Raw genomic sequence first — 16246 nt, 5'->3', positions numbered from 1 at the left:
ACACCACCATGCAAACCCGTGAAGACATCTTCAATACCCTGCGCGATGCCCTGGTCGAACTGTTCGAACTCGAACCCGAGCGCGTCACCCTGGACAGCAACCTGTACCAGGACCTGGAAATCGACAGCATCGACGCCGTGGACCTGATCGATCACATCAAGCGCCAGACCGGCAAGAAGATCGCCGCCGAGGAATTCAAGGCGGTGCGCACCGTCAACGACGTGGTCGAGGCGGTATTCCGGCTGGTCCAGCCGGCCGCATGAGCCGACTGATCGGCCTGGGCCTGCTGCTGGCGGGCCTGCTGTACCCCTTCGCGGTGTATTTCGGCATGGAGCATTTCGCCCCCTGGCAGTTCGGGCTGTTGCTCGGCAGCCTGTGGCTGGCCCGAGCCCTGACCGGCGAACGCAAACCCGGCGGCTTGTGGATGGCGCTGTGCGCCATCGCCTTCTGCGGTTTGCTGGGACTGTTGAACAGCCCGTCGCTGCTGCGCTGGTACCCGGTGCTGATCAGCGGCTTCATGCTCGGCCTGTTCGGCCTGAGCCTGAAGTTCGGCCCACCGGTGGCCGAACGCCTGGCGCGCCTGAGCGAGCCGGAACTGCCGGAAGTGGCAATCCGCTATACCCGCCGGGTAACCCAGGTCTGGAGCCTGTTCTTTCTCTGTAACGGCCTGCTCGCCGCCGCCCTGACCCTCTGGGCACCGCTGAGCTGGTGGACGTTGTACAACGGCCTGATCGCCTATGGCCTGATGGGTCTGCTGTTTGCCATTGAATGGCTGATACGACAACGCGTAAGAGGCCGCGCATGAATTGGATAAACCTTGAGCAGTTGTTGCTCGGGATGCACGCCGGACGTGCCGTGACAATCGATCCGCCGCTGGACCACGCCCAGTTCAGCCAACGTGCCCTGCGCCTGGCCGCCGGCTTGCGCGAACGGAACGTGCAACGCCTGGCGCTGCACCTGGAAGATGCCGGGGAACTGGCTGTCGCCCTGTTCGGTGCCTGGCGCGCCGGCGTGGCCGTGCTGCTGTTGCCCGACCTGCAGGACCAGACCCGCCAACGCTGGGCCGCGCAAGTCGACCTCTGGCTGATCGACCATGCTGACCTCGCCGGTCTGCATGCCGAGCCATTGGAGCCGGCCACGCTGGATCCCGACCGGTGCCGCCTAAGCCTGTGCACCTCCGGCTCCAGCGGCGAGCCCAAGCTCATCGAAAAGAGCCTGCGCCAGTTGGCCAACGAAGTGCTGGCCCTGGAGCAGTTGTGGGGTGCCGACCTCGGCCAGGCCTGCATCATCGGCAGCGTCGCGGCCCAGCACATTTACGGCCTGCTGTTCCGCGTACTCTGGCCACTGTGCGCCGGCCGCACCTTCGTGCGCCGGCAACTGGCGTTCCCCGAGGACCTGCAACGCAGCAGCCGCGAGCACCCGCAGTTCGCCTGGGTTGCCAGCCCGGCGTTGCTCAAGCGCATGGGCGACAACCTCGACTGGCCGGCGCTGAGCGCGGTGCGCCGGGTGTTCTCTTCGGGCGGCGCACTGCCGCAAGAGGCTGCCGACAGCCTGCGGCAACGCCTGGGGCAATGGCCGACGGAAATCCTCGGCAGTTCGGAAACCGGCGGCATCGCCTGGCGCCAGGGCGATCGACTGTGGCGCCCGTTCGCCGATGTCCGCCTCAGCCAGGATGCCGATGGCGCCTTGCAGGTCGCCTCGCCGTACCTGCCGGTTGGTCATGTCGAACAGACCGCGGACGCGGCACGCTTCGAGGCCGATGGCCGCTTCGAACTGCTCGGCCGGCTCGACCGCATCGTCAAGCTGGAAGAAAAACGCATCTCCCTGCCAATGCTCGAACAGGCCCTGCTCGAACACCCCTGGGTCGCCGAGGCGCGGCTGGGGGTGGTGCAGGAAAATCGCGCCTATCTCGGCGCCCTGCTGGTGCTCTCCGCCAAGGGCCTGCACACCCTGCGCAACCAGGGCCGGCGCGCCTTGACCGAGGCCCTGCGCCAACACCTGCTCAAGCACTGTGAAGCCCTGGCACTGCCACGGCGCTGGCGGTTGCTGCGGCAGATGCCGCTCAACGCCCAGGGCAAGCTGCCGCAGGCCGAGGTCCAGGCCCTGTTGCAGGCGCCACGGCCCAAATCGCCGGAAGTGCTCGGGCAAAGCGAAACCGACGGCGAATGGCTGCTGCAACTAGCCGTTCCGCCGGACCTGGCCTACTTCAGCGGGCACTTCCCGGTTACGCCGGTACTGCCCGGCGTGGTCCAGGTGGACTGGGCCCTGGAACTGAGTCGCGAACGGCTTGAGCTGCCAGCGAAATTCGCCGGCATGGAAGTGCTGAAGTTCCAGCAACTGGTACGCCCGGGCGACCAGATCGAGCTGAGCCTGCGCTTCGACCAGGCACGCGGCAAGCTCTACTTCGCCTTCCGCAACGGCGAGGCAGCCTGCTCCAGCGGGCGCATCGTGCTGGAGACGGCGCATGCATAAGCCGTGTGCGGTGATTCCGGTGTACAACCACGAGACGGCCGTGCCGGCGGTGGTCGCGGCCCTGCTGGCCGCCGGCCTGCCCTGCGTGCTGGTGGACGATGCCAGCAGCCCGGCCTGCGCCGCGGTGCTGGAGCGTCTGGCCGAGGGCGAGAACACCTTCCTGGTCAAGCTGCCGGTCAACCAGGGCAAGGGCGGCGCGGTGATGGCCGGCCTGCGCGAGGCTTCGCGGCGCGGCTTCAGCCATGCCCTGCAGGTGGACGCCGACGGTCAGCATGACCTGCAGGATGTCGCGACCTTTCTCGACACGTCCCGCAGCCATCCCGAAGCGCTGATCTGCGGCTATCCGCAGTACGACGAAAGCGTACCCAAGGGCCGTCTCTATGCCCGCTACCTGACCCACGTCTGGGTATGGATCAACAGCCTGTCGCTGCAGATTCCCGACTCCATGTGCGGCTTCCGGGTCTACCCGCTGCCACCGGTGCTGGCCCTGATCGACAGCGCGCGGATCGGCAAGCGCATGGACTTCGACCCGGAAATCCTCGTGCGCCTGGCCTGGCGCAACCAGCCGATGCGCTGGTTGCCGACCCGGGTCCACTACCCGCAGGACGGCCTGTCGCACTTCCGCCTGTTCCATGACAACGCGCTGATTTCCGGCATGCACACGCGGCTGTTCTTCGGCATGCTGCTGCGCCTGCCGAGCATCCTCTGGCAACGGTGGCGGGCATGAGCGATACGCAGAAACACTGGGCCGACCACCAGGAGCGCGGCAGCTTCTGGCTGATGAAGCTCACCGCCTTCGGCGTCCGGGTGCTCGGCCGCCGGCTGCTCAGCCCGGTGCTGCATGGCATCGTCCTGTACTTCTTCCTGTTCGGCCGCAGTGCCCGGCACAGCGCCTGGCAATACCAGCAGCGCCTGGCGGCGTGGAGTGGCCGGAGCGCACTGCTGCCGACCCGGATGAAGGTCTTCCGCCAGTTCATGGCCTTCGCCGATGCGCTGCTGGACAAGCTCGACGTGTGGAACGGCAAGCTGAGCATCGAGCAGATCGAGATCATCGACCCGGCCCGGCTGCGCGACCAACTGCGCGGCGAGCGTGGGCAGATGCTGGTCGGTGCCCACCTGGGCAACCTGGAAGTCTGCCGTGCCCTGGCAGAACTGGGCGAAAAGGTCACCATGAACGTGCTGGTACACACCAAGCACGCCGAGCGTTTCAATCGCCTGCTGGGCGAGGCCGGCGCCACCAACCTGCGGCTGATCCAGGTCAGCGAGCTGGACCCGGCGATCATGCTGCAACTGAGCCAGCGCCTGGACCGTGGCGAGTGGCTGGCGATTGCCGGTGACCGCGTCCCCCTGCACGGCGGGCGCAATGTGCGGGTGGACTTCCTCGGTCACCCGGCGGCTTTCCCCCAGGGGCCCTGGCTGCTGGCCGGCCTGCTGAAATGCCCGGTCAACCTGCTGTTCTGCCTGAAGCTTGGGGGCCGCTACCACATCACCCTCGAACCCTTCGCCGAAGCCGTGCAATGGAAGCGTGGCGACCGCGAGCAGGTCATCGCCCAATGGACCGCCCGCTATGCCGAGCGCCTGGGCCAGTACTGCCTGCAAGCGCCCCAACAATGGTTCAATTTCTACCCCTTCTGGAAGACCGATGACAACGCACCCGCTTGAGCCGGTAACCTTCGGCGAACTCCCGCTGCGCATCGAAGACGTGCTGGCACTGGCCAACCGTCAGGTGCCGACGCAACTGCAAAACGACCCGGCCTACCGCCAGCGCATCGCCAAGGGCGCGCAGTTCCTTGACTCGCTGCTGGACAAGGAAGGCGTGATCTATGGCGTCACCACCGGCTACGGCGACTCCTGCGTGGTCGCGGTGCCGCTGCAGCACGTCGAGGCGCTGCCGCGTCATCTCTACACCTTCCACGGCTGTGGCCTGGGCAAGCTGCTTGATCCGCAGGCCACCCGCGCCGTGCTCGCCGCCCGCCTGCAGTCGCTGTGCCACGGGGTTTCCGGGGTACGGGTGGAGCTGCTGGAGCGCCTGCAGGCGTTTCTCGACCAGGACATCCTGCCGCTGATTCCCGAGGAAGGTTCGGTGGGCGCCAGCGGTGACCTGACGCCACTGTCCTATGTGGCCGCGACCTTGTCCGGCGAGCGCGAAGTACTGTTGCGTGGTGAGCGCCGCCTGGCCAGCGACGTGCATCGCGAACTGGGCTGGGACCCGCTGGTCCTGCGGCCCAAGGAAGCCCTGGCACTGATGAACGGCACCGCGGTGATGACCGGTCTGGCCTGCCTGGCGTTCGCCCGCGCCGACTACCTGTTGCGCCTGGCGACCCGCATCACCGCGCTGAACGTCGTCGCGCTGCAGGGCAACCCGGAGCACTTCGACGAGCGCCTGTTCGCCGCCAAGCCGCATCCGGGGCAGATGCAGGTCGCCACCTGGCTGCGCCAGGACCTGGCGATCGACGCGCCGACCGCGCCGCTGCATCGCCTGCAGGACCGCTACTCGCTGCGCTGCGCACCGCATGTGCTCGGCGTGCTGGCCGACAGCCTGGGCTGGCTGCGCGGCTTCATCGAGACCGAACTGAACAGCGCCAACGACAACCCGATCATCGACGCCGAGCAAGAGCGCGTCCTGCATGGTGGACACTTCTACGGTGGGCACATCGCCTTCGCCATGGACAGCCTGAAGAACCTGGTGGCCAACGTCGCCGACCTGCTGGACCGCCAGCTCGCCCTGCTGGTGGACGTGCGCTACAACCACGGCCTGCCGAGCAACCTGTCCGGCTCCGGCAGCGAGCGTGCCATGCTCAACCACGGCTTCAAGGCCGTGCAGATCGGTGCCAGCGCCTGGACCGCCGAGGCGCTGAAAAACACCCTGCCGGCGAGCGTGTTTTCCCGTTCAACCGAATGCCACAACCAGGATAAGGTCAGCATGGGTACCATCGCCGCCCGCGACGCAATCCGCGTGCTGGAGCTGACCGAGCAGGTCGCCGCCGCCACCCTGCTGGCTGCCAATCAGGGTGTCTGGCTGCGCAGCCGGGAAGCCGAGGCCCGCCCACTGCCGCCGGCACTGGCCGCCATGCACGAAGAACTGGCCCGGGACTTCCCGCCACTGATCGAGGATCGCGCCCTGGAAAGCGAACTGCGCCTGTGCCTGCAACGCATCGGCGAACAACACTGGAGGCTGCATGCGTAGTCGTGGCGTGCTGCACGTCGATACGGAGATCCTCGTGCCGTTCTTCGACGTCGATACCATGCACGTGGTCTGGCACGGCCACTACGTGAAGTACCTGGAAGTCGCCCGCTGCGCGCTGCTGGACCATATCGGCCACAACTACGTGCAGATGCGCGAGTCCGGCTACGCCTGGCCGGTGATCGACCTGCAACTGCGCTACGTGCGCGGCGCGGTGTTCGGCCAGAAGATCAACGTGCGGGCCGACCTGGTGGAATGGGAAAACCGCCTGAAGGTGAACTACCTGATCACCGACCTCGCCAGCGGCGAGCGCCTGACCCGTGCCAGCACGGTGCAGGTCGCGGTACACATCGAGAGCCGCGAAATGCAGCTGGCTTCACCCAGGGTCTTCGTCGACGCGGTCGAAAAGGTGCTTGCATGAATATCCTGAAGTACCTGCCCTGCGGGAGCGTGCGAGGCTGGCTGCTGTTGTTGTGCCTGGTGCTTTGCGCAAAGGCCGCGGCCTTCGACCTGCAACAGTTGAGCGAGCAGTTGGCCAAGCCCTCGGTGATCCACGGCAGCTTCACTCAGGAAAAACACCTGCGCGCCCTGCCGCAGCCGCTGACCAGCAAGGGCACCTTCGTCCTCGCCAGGGACCATGGCCTGCTGTGGCTGCTCAAGACCCCGCTGCAACAGGACTACCGCATCACCGCCAAGGGCATCGCGAGACGCGACGCCAGCGGCTGGCAGATGGTCCCGAACAAGAGCGCCGGGGCCGAGCAGAACCGCCTGTTCATGGCCGTGCTGCAAGGTGACAGCAGCGGCCTGCAGCGCGACTTCGAACTGCAACTGCAAGGCCAGGCGAACGACTGGAAGCTGACCCTGACGCCACGCTCGGTGCTGCTCAAGCAGATCTTCACCCGCATCAATATCGATGGCGGCGCCCTGGTGCAACGTATCGAACTGCTGGAAACACAGGGCGACAGCACCGTCCTGCGCATGCAGGACAGCACTGCGAGCCAACCCCTGAGCGAAGCGGAGCAGCATGACTTTGCCGAGTGAACGCCTGCTGCCGCGCCTGTTTCTGATCCTGCTGCTGGCCGTGCTCGCCCTCGCCGGCTGGCAGTGGCGGCACAGTGCGCCGCTGTCGGCGAACCTGATGGAACTGGTGCCGGGCTCCTCGCCCGATGCGCTGGAGCTCAAGGCCGAACAGCGCATGCAGGAACCGCTGAACCGGGAAATGCTGGTGCTGGTCGGCCACGCCGATCGCCAGCAGACCATCGCCATGGCCCGCCAGTTGGGTGAGCGCTGGCAAGCCAGCGGCCTGTTCGAAAAGGTTCAGTGGGATCTGCAGGCCGACCTGCCGGCCCTGCGCGAGCAACTGCTGCGGGGCCGCCTGGCGATGCTCTCGACGAAAGACCGCCGGCAGTTGATCGATGACCCGGCGGCGTTCATCCAGCAGCGGGTGCAAACCCTGTTCGATCCGTTCGCCGGCTTCAGCCTGGTGCCAAGCGAGAACGACTGGCTCGGCTTGACCGGGCGCATCCAGAACAGCCAGCCACAGCGTGGCGCGGTGCAGCTGGACATCGGCAGCGGTGCCCTGGTCGCCGATGCCGATGGCAAGAGCTGGGTGCTGCTGCGGGCCCGGACCACCGGCAACGCCTTCGACATGAAGCTGCCGTTGCAAGTGGCCGAACTGCTCAAGCAGAGCCGCGAGCAGGCGAGCCAGAACGATGTGCAATTGCTGGCCGCCAGCGGCCTGCTGTACGCCGCCAGTGGCCAGCAGCAGGCGACCCGGGAAATCACCTGGGTCGGCGGCGGCGCCACGCTGGGCATCCTGCTGCTGTTGCTGCTGGCGTTCCGCCGCTGGCGCGTGCTGCTGGCGTTCGTGCCAGTGCTGGTGGGCATGCTGTTCGGTGCCGTGGCCTGCGTGGCCTTCTTCGGCCGCATGCACGTGATGACCCTGGTGCTGGGTTCCAGCCTGATCGGCGTCGCGGTGGATTATCCGCTGCACTACCTGTCCAAGAGCTGGAGCCTCAAGCCCTGGCACAGCTGGCCGGCCCTGCGCATGACCCTCTGTGGCCTGAGCCTGAGCCTGGTGACCAGTTGCATCGGCTACCTGGCCCTGGCCTGGACCCCCTTCCCGGCGCTGACCCAGATCGCGGTGTTCTCCGCCGCCGGCCTGCTCGGCGCCTACCTGACCGCGGTGTGCCTGCTGCCGGCATTGCTCAAGGGTGCCGACCTGCGCCCGGCCCAGTGGCCGCTCAAGGTCTGCGAGGCGCTGCTGGCGCTGCGCGAGAAGCTCTTGCAGAAACTCGGCAGCCCCGTGCTGCTGGGCCTGCTGATGTTGTTCTGTGCCGCCGGCCTGTGGCAACTGGGCACGAAAAACGACATCCGCCAGTGGGTCGGCGCACCACCCCAATTGCAGGCCGAGGCCCAGGCCATTGCACGGATCACCGGCTACCAGCCGACCAGCCAGTTCTTCCTCGTCCGCGCCGCCGACCAGCAGCAGTTGCTGGAGCGCCAGACGGCCCTGGCCAAGCGCCTCGGGCAACTGGTGAGCCTGGACAAGCTGCAGGGCTACCTGTCGCTGAACCAACTGGTCAGCCTGCCCAGCGAGCAACAGCGCCTGCGTGATTCGCTCCAGCAACTGCCACGGTACTGGCAGCCGCTGCTCGACCTTGGCGTCCCGCTGGCGGCCCTTCAGAAGGAGCTGGCCGAACTCCAGGCCCTGCCGGTCGAGGATATCGACAGTGCCCTCGCCGGCCCCCTTGGCGAACCCTGGCGGGTGCTCTGGCTCGGCCCCTACGCCGACGGCGTGGCCGGCATGGTCAGCCTGCAGGGCCTGAACAACGCCGAGCTGCTGCGCATCCAGGCGATGGACCTGCCAGGCGTGCAACTGGTGGATCGCCTCGGCGACCTGAACAAGGTGTTCGCCGCCACGCAGATCAGCGCGGCGGAACTGAAACTGGCTTCCTGCGTGCTGATCGTGCTGTTGCTGATCCTGCCGTTCGGCCTCGGCGGCGCGTTGCGTATCGTCGCCCTGCCGCTGCTGGCGGCGCTGTGCAGCCTGGCCAGCCTTGGCTGGCTGGGGCAACCGCTGACCCTGTTCAGCCTGTTCGGCCTGCTGCTGGTCACGGCCATCAGCGTCGATTACGCCATCCTCATGCGCGAACGGATCGGCGGTGCGGCGGTCAGCCTGCTGGGCACCCTGCTGGCGGCGCTGACCACCTGGCTGTCGTTCGGCCTGCTGGCGATTTCCAGTACGCCGGCGGTGAGCAACTTCGGCCTGTCGGTCAGCCTCGGCCTGGCCTTCAGCTTCCTGCTCGCCCCCTGGGCCAGGCAGCAGCATCATGCGACCACGGACAAGGAAGGCGCATCATGTTGATCCTGCTGTTCTGGGGCATGGCGCTGGCCGCATTCGCCGTGGCGACCCGCATCGGCCGCCGGTTCGGCCTGGTGCCGATCGTCAGCCAGTTGCTGCTGGCGACATTCGGCCTGCCGCTGCTGATGCTGTTCTGGATCGAGCCGCACTGGCAGTTGAGCGGCGCCGCGCTGGTCGCTCCCGGCTGGCTCAGGATCGTCTACGGTTGCGCCTTCGCACTGGTGCTGGGGAGCATCCTCGGCGATGTGATCGAACTGAAGATGGACCGCGACAGCCTGAAGATCGCCCTGCCGAGCTTCGGCGTACCATTCGCCTGCGGGCTGGCCTGCGCCGTCTGGCTGCTGCCGGAACAGCACTGGCTCAATACCCTGGCGATCGGCCTGGTGTTCGCCATCACCGCGATCCCGGTGCTGTACCTCTATCTCAAGCACATCGGCTACCCGCCCGGCGCCACCCGGCGCCTGGTGCAGGCCGCGATCCTGATCGACCTGGCCTGCTGGACCCTGTTCGGCCTGGCCCAGGGCAGCCTGCACCTGGGCAGCCTATTGCTGCCGCTGGGCGGGGCCCTGTTGCCACTGCTCCTGTACGGCTGCCGGATTCGCCAGCCGCTGGTCCACAGCCTGGGCTTCTTCGCGCTGCTGGTGCTGGCCGAGCACTTCAAGCTCAACGCGCTGATCCTCGGCATCGGCTACCTGTTCTGCATGGCCTGGCTCAGGGTGCCGCTGGTACCGCCGCTGAAGGCCACGTGGATGGAGCGCCTGCAGACCGGCCTGGCGATTCCGCTGATTCTCACCTTCGGCATCGTGCAGATCAACGTGCACAGCGCCCTGGGCAGCCTGAGCCTGGTGCAGTTCGTCGCGCTGCTGGTGGTCCCGGTCGCCAGCAAGCTGCTGGGCAACTGGCTGGGCCTGGGCTGGGCCGGCAGTTCCTTTCCCGGTGCCAGCCGCTGGAAGGAAAGCCTGCTGCTCAACATTCGCGGCTTGAGCGAGATCGTTTTCCTCAACCTGCTCCTGCAACAACAACTGATCAGCCCGGCGCTGTACTTCGCGCTGATGCTGATGGGCCTGCTCGCCACCCTGCTGCCGGCGTTGGCGGGCCTGAACCGAATTCCCTTGAATAGCGCCGAGACCGGCAAGGAGCCCGTGTGCCAATGACTGAAATGGAACGCCGTGAGGTGCTGGTGATCGGCGCCGGCCCCTCCGGTGCGATTGCCGCCGCCCTGCTCAAGCGCAATGGTCACGATGTACTGATCGTCGAGCGCCAGCACTTCCCGCGTTTTTCCATTGGCGAGAGCCTGCTGTCCCACTGCCTGGACTTCGTCGAGGAAGCCGGGATGCTCGACGCCGTCAATGCCGCCGGCTTCCAGCTGAAGAACGGCGCGGCCTTCGCCTGGGGCGAGCGCTACAGCGCCTTCGACTTCGGCAAGACCTTCAGCAACGGCAAGCCGACCACCTTCCAGGTGCAGCGGGCCGACTTCGACAAGCTGCTGGCGGATCAGGCCGCCCTGCAGGGCGTGGAAATCCGCTATGGCGAGGAAATCGTCGGGGCCGATTTCGAGCGGCCGCAGCCACAGTTGCAGGTCCGTCGCGAAGACGGCAGCGAATATCGGCTCGAAGCCCGTTTCGTTCTCGATGCCAGCGGCTACGGACGCGTGCTGCCGCGCCTGCTGGACCTGGAGGCACCCTCGGGCTTTCCGGTGCGCCAGGCAGTGTTCACCCACATCGAGGACCGCATCGACCATCCCGGCTTCGAGCGGGAGAAGATCCTCATCACCACCCACCCGGAAAAGCGCGACATCTGGTTCTGGACCATCCCGTTCAGCAACGGCCGCTGCTCCCTCGGCGTGGTGGCCGATGCCAGCCACTTCGCCGGCCGCGACGACGACCTGGATGCCTGCCTGAAAGGTTTCGTCGCCGAGACGCCGAGCCTGCAGCGCGTACTGCAGAACGCCGAGTGGGACACCCCGGCACGGGCCATCGGCGGCTACTCGGCCAACGTCAAGAGCCTGCACGGCCCGGGCTACGCGCTGCTGGGCAACGCGGCGGAGTTCCTCGACCCGGTGTTCTCCTCCGGCGTGACCATCGCCATGCGCTCGGCCAGCATGGCCGCCGGCCTGCTGCATCGGCAGTTGCAGGGCGAAAGCGTCGACTGGCAGAGCCAGTTCGCCGAGCCGCTGAAACACGGGGTCGACACGTTCCGTTGCTACGTCGAAGGCTGGTACGCCGGGACCTTCCAGGATGTCATCTACCATCCCGGCAGCTCGGAGGAGATCCGCGCCATGATCAGCTCGATCCTCGCCGGCTATGCCTGGGACGAGCGCAACCCCTTTGTCAGTGAGCCCAAGCGCCGGCTGCGGATGCTCTCGGAAATCTGTGCGAGCACCCCGGCATGAGCAATCAGTACCTGAGCGACACCTACGTCGAGGAAACCCGTTTCGGCTTCTGGTTCCTGCGCAGCCACACCTGGCAGCACCATGTGCTGCGCGTGGCGATCAACGACCTGCGACGGCTGTTCAGCGAGGAGCTGCCGAAAAACCCGGTGCTGCTCGATGCCGGCTGCGGCCAGGGCAAGTCCTTCCAGTACCTGCAGCAGGTGTTCGCCCCGCAACGGCTGATCGGCCTCGATGCCGACCCGCACAGCCTGCAACTGGCCGCCGAGGAAGCCCGGCGGCGCACTATCGATATCGAACTGATCGGCAGCGACTGTGCGACCCTGGACGTGGCCTCCGAGAGCGTCGATATCCTGTTCTGCCACCAGACCTTCCACCACCTGGTCCAGCAGGACCGGGCCCTGGCCGAGTTCCATCGGGTGCTCAAGCCGGGCGGCTACCTGCTGTTCGCCGAGTCCACCGAGGCCTACATCGACACCTGGGTGATCCGCTGGCTGTTCCGCCATCCGATGCATGTGCAGAAAAGCGCCGCGCAGTACCTGGACATGATTCGCGACCAGGGCTTCGAGTTCGCCGAGCAGAACGTCTCGTACCCCTACCTGTGGTGGAGCCGGGCCAAGGACTTCGGCCTGCTCGAACGCCTGCGCCTGAAGAGCCCGCCGCCCTTCGGCCAGCGCGAGGAAACCCTGGTCAACGTGGTTGCCCGCAAACCCCTGGCAGGTCGTGACGAATGATACGTGCACTGTTGCTGGGCTGCTTCCTGCTGCTGGGCGCCTGCGCCAGCCGCCTGCCGCTGCCCACACACACACCGACCCTGGCCCTGCCGTTGCAACTGCTGGTCGAGCGCCAGCAGGACGGCCTGCGCCAGGACTGGCTGCTGGTGATCCAGCGCGAGGCCGGTGGCCTGCGCTGGTCGCTGATGGACCCGCTGGGTATCCCCCTGGCGCGCCAGCTCCTGCAAGACGGTGACTGGCACGCCGACGGCCTGCTGCCACCCAACCCGCAGGCCCGCGAACTGTTCGCCGCACTGCTGTTCGCACTGACGCCGCAGGCCGAGCTGGCGGACAATTATCCGACGGCCCGCCAGCAGGCCGGGCAGCGGGCACTGGGCGAGCAGTGGCGGGTCAGTTATCGCCAGCCGTTGTTCTTCCGTCTCGACCTGCCGCAAGGTCTGCACTACAGCATCAGCCCGTTGAACGAGAGCGCGCCATGACCGCCTACCTGAATGCCCTCGGCCTGATCTGCGCCCTGGGCCGCGACAAGCAGGAAGTCGCACGCAACCTGTTCGCCGGCGACTGCGCAGGGGTTCGCGCCGAAACCGGCTGGGTCCCGGAACGCGCCTTGCCGGTCGCGGCCGTGCGCGGCGAACTGGTGGCCTTGCCCAGTGAACTGAGCGACCAGCACAGCCGCAACAACCAGTTGCTGATGGAGGCCACCCTGCAGATCGCCGAGCCGATCCGGCAGGCCATCGCCACCTATGGCCGCGAGCGCATCGGCATCGTCCTGGGCACCAGCACCTCCGGCATCGACGAAGCCAGCCGCGGTATCGCCAGCTATCTGCGTGACCAGCAGTTCCCCGCCGACTACGACTACCGGCAACAGGAACTCGGTGCCCCGGCCAGTTTCCTCGCCGACTGGCTGCAACTGGACGGCCCGGCCTATGTGATCTCCACCGCCTGCACCTCCAGCGCCCGCGCCCTGATGAGTGCCCAGCGCCTGCTCGACCTGGGCCTGTGCGACGCCGTGCTGTGCGGCGGTGTCGACAGCCTGTGCAAACTGACCCTCAACGGTTTCAGTGCACTGGAGGCGGTGTCGGAGCGACGCTGCAACCCGTTCTCGGTGAACCGCAACGGCATCAATATCGGCGAAGCCGCCGTGCTGTTCCTGATGACCCGCCAGGCCAGCGAGACGCATTCGATCGCCCTGCTCGGTGCCGGCGCCAGTTGCGACGCCTACCACATTTCCGCACCGGAGCCGGCCGGCAAGGGTGCCCGGCAAGCCATGAGCAAGGCGCTGCGCCAGGCCGGCCTGCAACCGCAGGAGATCGCCTACCTGAACCTGCACGGCACCGCGACCCAGCACAACGATGCCATGGAAAGCCTGGCGGTGGCCGGCCTTTTCCCCGGCAAGCTGCCCTGCTCCTCGACCAAGCCCATGACCGGCCACACCCTCGGTGCCGCCGGGGCGCTGGAGGCGGCGTTCTGCTGGCTGAGCCTGAGCGCCGAGAACCCGCAGGGTGCCCTGCCGCCGCACATCTGGGACGGCCAGCCCGACCCGGCGTTGCCGGCGCTGCACTGGGCCGGCCCACAGGACCGGCTCGACCCCACGACCCCACGCCGGCTGATGAGCAACTCGTTTGCCTTCGGCGGCAACAACGTCAGCCTGATTATCGGAGACGCCCCATGATCGATTGGCCGCTCGCCGAATTGCTGCCCCACGCCGCAGACATGATCCTCATCGATCAGGTCCTGGCCTTCGATGAAGAGCAGATTCACACCCGTCTCACCGTGCGCCCCGGTGGCCTGTTCAACCGGGAGGACGGCAGCCTGCCGGCCTGGGTCGGCATCGAACTGATGGCCCAGAGCGTGGCCGCCTATGCCGGCTGCCGTGCCCGCAGCGAGGGCCGTCCGGTGGAACTGGGGTTCCTGCTCGGTACCCGCAAGTTCGAATGCAACGTCGAACAGTTCCCCCAGGGCAGCGAACTGACCATCCATGCCCAGCGCTCCCTGGAGGACGACAACGGCATGGGAGTATTCGAATGCCACCTCAGTGGTCCGGCCATCCAGGCCTCGGCGCGCCTGAACGTGTTCCGTCCGCCCCAGGCCACCGACTATCTCAACGAATCACAGGAATCCAGCCATGACTGAATCCATTCTGGTTACCGGCTCCAGCCGTGGCATCGGCCGTGCTATCGCCCTGCGCCTGGCCCAGGCCGGTTATGACCTGGTGCTGCACTGCCGCAGCGGTCGCGCCGAGGCGGACGCCGTGCAGGCCGAAATCCAGGCCCTGGGCCGCAACGCCCGGGTGCTGCAGTTCGACGTGTCCGAGCGGGAAACCTGCCGGACGATTCTCGAAGCCGACGTCGAGGCCCACGGTGCCTACTATGGCGTGGTGCTCAACGCCGGCCTGACCCGCGACGGCGCCTTCCCGGCCCTCTCGGACGATGACTGGGACCAGGTGCTGCGCACCAACCTCGACGGTTTCTACAATGTGCTGCACCCGCTGATGATGCCGATGATCCGCCGCCGCGCGCCGGGTCGGGTGGTCTGCATCACCTCGGTCTCCGGGCTGATCGGCAACCGTGGCCAGGTCAACTACAGCGCCTCGAAAGCCGGCCTGATCGGCGCGGCCAAAGCCCTGGCGATCGAGTTGGGCAAGCGCAGGATCACCGTCAACTGCGTGGCCCCGGGGCTGATCGACACCGCCATGCTCGATGAAAATGTCCCGGTCGAAGAACTGCTGAAGATGATCCCCGCGCAGCGCATGGGCACCCCGGAAGAAGTCGCCGGTGCGGTGAACTTCCTCATGTCCGCGGAAGCTGCCTATATCACCCGGCAGGTTCTGGCCGTCAACGGAGGCCTGTGCTGATGAAACGCGTCGTCGTCACCGGCATGGCCGGCATCACCTCGCTGGGCAGCGACTGGGCCAGTATCGAGGCCAACTTCCGCGCCGGCCGCAGCGGTATCCGGCGCATGGACGAATGGAACCGCTTCAGCGAACTCAATACGCGCCTGGCCGGACCGGTGGATGACTACGCGGTGCCGTCCCACTGGACCCGCAAGCAGTTGCGCAGCATGGGCCGGGTCTCGCGCTTCGCCGTCGGTGCCGCCGAAATGGCCCTGGCCGACGCCGGCCTGCTCGGCAACGAAATCATTCGCGATGGGCGCATGGGCGTGGCCTGCGGTTCGTCCACCGGCAGCACCGACGAGATCAAGGCCTTCGGCATGATGCTGATCAACTCGGTGGCCGAGGGACTCAACGCCAACTCCTACGTGCGCATGATGCCCCACACCACCGCGGCCAACATCAGCATCTTCTTCGGCCTCACAGGCCGCCTGATCCCCACCTCCAGCGCCTGCACCAGCGGCAGCCAGGGCATCGGCTATGCCTATGAGGCGATCAAGTTCGGTCGCCTGCCGATGATGCTCGCCGGCGGCGCGGAAGAACTGTGCGCCACCGAAGCCATGGTGTTCGATGCGCTCTACGCCACCAGCCTGAAGAACGATGCCCCGCACACCAGCCCACGCCCCTACGACAGCGGCCGCGACGGCCTGGTGATCGGCGAGGGGGGCGGCATGCTGGTGCTCGAGGAGCTGGAACATGCCCTGGCGCGCGGCGCGCATATCCATGCGGAAATCGTCGGTTTCGGCAGCAATGCCGACGGCCAGCACGCGACCCGTCCGGAACAGGCCACCATGCGCCGGGCCATGGAACTGGCGCTGGAGGATGCCGGGCTCGCCCCGGAGGCCATCGGCTATGTGAACGGCCACGGCACCGCCACCGAACAGGGCGATATCGCCGAGACGCTGGCGACCCAGAGCCTGTTCGGCAGCCGCATGCCCATCAGTTCGCAAAAGAGCTTCCTCGGCCACACCCTCGGCGCCTGTGGCGCGCTGGAGTCCTGGTTCAGCATCGAGATGATGAACCGCGACAGCTACGTGCACACCCTCAACCTCGACCAGGTCGACCCGCAATGCGCCGAGCTGGACTACCTGCGCGGCGAGTTCCGGCAGATGAGCAACGAGTACGTGATGAACAACAACTTCGCCTTCGGCGGCGTGAACACCTCGCTGGTGTTCCGTCGCTGGTCCTGATTCTTACCCCACTGGAGAAATGG

17 protein-coding genes are annotated in these 16246 nt (G+C 66.9%); all 17 read left to right on the top strand.

Annotated elements, in window-relative coordinates; all coding sequences use genetic code 11:
* Positions 1-8: 8 nt before the first annotated feature.
* The 17 genes from ACMGT0_RS03225 to ACMGT0_RS03145 are packed head-to-tail and all read left to right on the top strand — an operon-like array spanning position 9 to position 16223.
* Complete coding sequence (locus ACMGT0_RS03225) at positions 9-263, top strand: acyl carrier protein (protein ID WP_054060673.1); 255 nt, start codon at positions 9-11, stop codon at positions 261-263.
* Positions 260-805, top strand: a complete 546-nt coding sequence (locus tag ACMGT0_RS03220) for a hypothetical protein (RefSeq protein ID WP_054060672.1) — start codon at positions 260-262, stop codon at positions 803-805. Before ACMGT0_RS03225 ends, ACMGT0_RS03220 begins: the two co-directional genes overlap by 4 nt.
* Entirely contained in the window at positions 802-2472 is a 1671-nt protein-coding gene (locus tag ACMGT0_RS03215) for an AMP-binding protein (RefSeq protein WP_416771450.1), read from the top strand. The genes ACMGT0_RS03220 and ACMGT0_RS03215 overlap by 4 nt, the downstream gene beginning before the upstream one ends.
* Complete coding sequence (locus tag ACMGT0_RS03210; RefSeq protein ID WP_416771448.1) at positions 2465-3199, top strand: glycosyltransferase family 2 protein; 735 nt, start codon at positions 2465-2467, stop codon at positions 3197-3199. Before ACMGT0_RS03215 ends, ACMGT0_RS03210 begins: the two co-directional genes overlap by 8 nt.
* On the top strand, positions 3196-4134 hold the full coding sequence (locus ACMGT0_RS03205; RefSeq protein ID WP_054061256.1) for a glycosyl transferase: 939 nt from the start codon (positions 3196-3198) through the stop codon (positions 4132-4134). Before ACMGT0_RS03210 ends, ACMGT0_RS03205 begins: the two co-directional genes overlap by 4 nt.
* A complete protein-coding gene (locus tag ACMGT0_RS03200; protein ID WP_054062095.1) occupies positions 4115-5659 on the top strand; it encodes an HAL/PAL/TAL family ammonia-lyase in 1545 nt (514 codons plus the stop codon). The genes ACMGT0_RS03205 and ACMGT0_RS03200 overlap by 20 nt, the downstream gene beginning before the upstream one ends.
* Complete coding sequence (locus ACMGT0_RS03195) at positions 5652-6077, top strand: acyl-CoA thioesterase (protein ID WP_054060931.1); 426 nt, start codon at positions 5652-5654, stop codon at positions 6075-6077. Before ACMGT0_RS03200 ends, ACMGT0_RS03195 begins: the two co-directional genes overlap by 8 nt.
* Entirely contained in the window at positions 6074-6697 is a 624-nt protein-coding gene (locus tag ACMGT0_RS03190; protein ID WP_054060930.1) for an outer membrane lipoprotein carrier protein LolA, read from the top strand. Before ACMGT0_RS03195 ends, ACMGT0_RS03190 begins: the two co-directional genes overlap by 4 nt.
* Entirely contained in the window at positions 6681-9023 is a 2343-nt protein-coding gene (locus tag ACMGT0_RS03185) for an MMPL family transporter (RefSeq protein ID WP_416771445.1), read from the top strand. Before ACMGT0_RS03190 ends, ACMGT0_RS03185 begins: the two co-directional genes overlap by 17 nt.
* The gene (locus tag ACMGT0_RS03180) at positions 9017-10174 is read left to right on the top strand and encodes a sodium:proton antiporter (protein WP_416771443.1); all 1158 of its coding nucleotides are present in this window, start codon (positions 9017-9019) and stop codon (positions 10172-10174) included. Before ACMGT0_RS03185 ends, ACMGT0_RS03180 begins: the two co-directional genes overlap by 7 nt.
* A complete protein-coding gene (locus ACMGT0_RS03175; RefSeq protein WP_416771441.1) occupies positions 10171-11412 on the top strand; it encodes an NAD(P)/FAD-dependent oxidoreductase in 1242 nt (413 codons plus the stop codon). Before ACMGT0_RS03180 ends, ACMGT0_RS03175 begins: the two co-directional genes overlap by 4 nt.
* Positions 11409-12143, top strand: a complete 735-nt coding sequence (locus ACMGT0_RS03170) for a class I SAM-dependent methyltransferase (protein WP_054062092.1) — start codon at positions 11409-11411, stop codon at positions 12141-12143. Before ACMGT0_RS03175 ends, ACMGT0_RS03170 begins: the two co-directional genes overlap by 4 nt.
* Positions 12140-12622 (top strand): DUF3261 domain-containing protein, encoded by a 483-nt coding sequence (locus ACMGT0_RS03165; RefSeq protein ID WP_054062091.1) that lies wholly within the window; start codon positions 12140-12142, stop codon positions 12620-12622. The genes ACMGT0_RS03170 and ACMGT0_RS03165 overlap by 4 nt, the downstream gene beginning before the upstream one ends.
* The gene (locus ACMGT0_RS03160) at positions 12619-13815 is read left to right on the top strand and encodes a beta-ketoacyl-[acyl-carrier-protein] synthase family protein (protein WP_054062090.1); all 1197 of its coding nucleotides are present in this window, start codon (positions 12619-12621) and stop codon (positions 13813-13815) included. Before ACMGT0_RS03165 ends, ACMGT0_RS03160 begins: the two co-directional genes overlap by 4 nt.
* The gene (locus ACMGT0_RS03155) at positions 13812-14276 is read left to right on the top strand and encodes a hotdog family protein (protein WP_054060923.1); all 465 of its coding nucleotides are present in this window, start codon (positions 13812-13814) and stop codon (positions 14274-14276) included. The genes ACMGT0_RS03160 and ACMGT0_RS03155 overlap by 4 nt, the downstream gene beginning before the upstream one ends.
* On the top strand, positions 14269-14997 hold the full coding sequence (gene fabG / locus ACMGT0_RS03150) for a 3-oxoacyl-ACP reductase FabG (protein WP_054060922.1): 729 nt from the start codon (positions 14269-14271) through the stop codon (positions 14995-14997). The genes ACMGT0_RS03155 and fabG overlap by 8 nt, the downstream gene beginning before the upstream one ends.
* Positions 14997-16223 carry a beta-ketoacyl-ACP synthase gene (locus tag ACMGT0_RS03145; RefSeq protein WP_017903710.1) on the top strand — a complete coding sequence of 409 codons (1227 nt, stop codon included), beginning with the start codon at positions 14997-14999 and terminating at the stop codon, positions 16221-16223. The genes fabG and ACMGT0_RS03145 overlap by 1 nt, the downstream gene beginning before the upstream one ends.
* Positions 16224-16246 lie beyond the last annotated feature (23 nt).

It is taken from the genome of Pseudomonas sp. RHF3.3-3, assembly GCF_048069595.1.
GTDB lineage: Bacteria > Pseudomonadota > Gammaproteobacteria > Pseudomonadales > Pseudomonadaceae > Aquipseudomonas > Aquipseudomonas fuscovaginae_B.
This window is presented reverse-complemented; position numbering and strand designations above follow the sequence as displayed.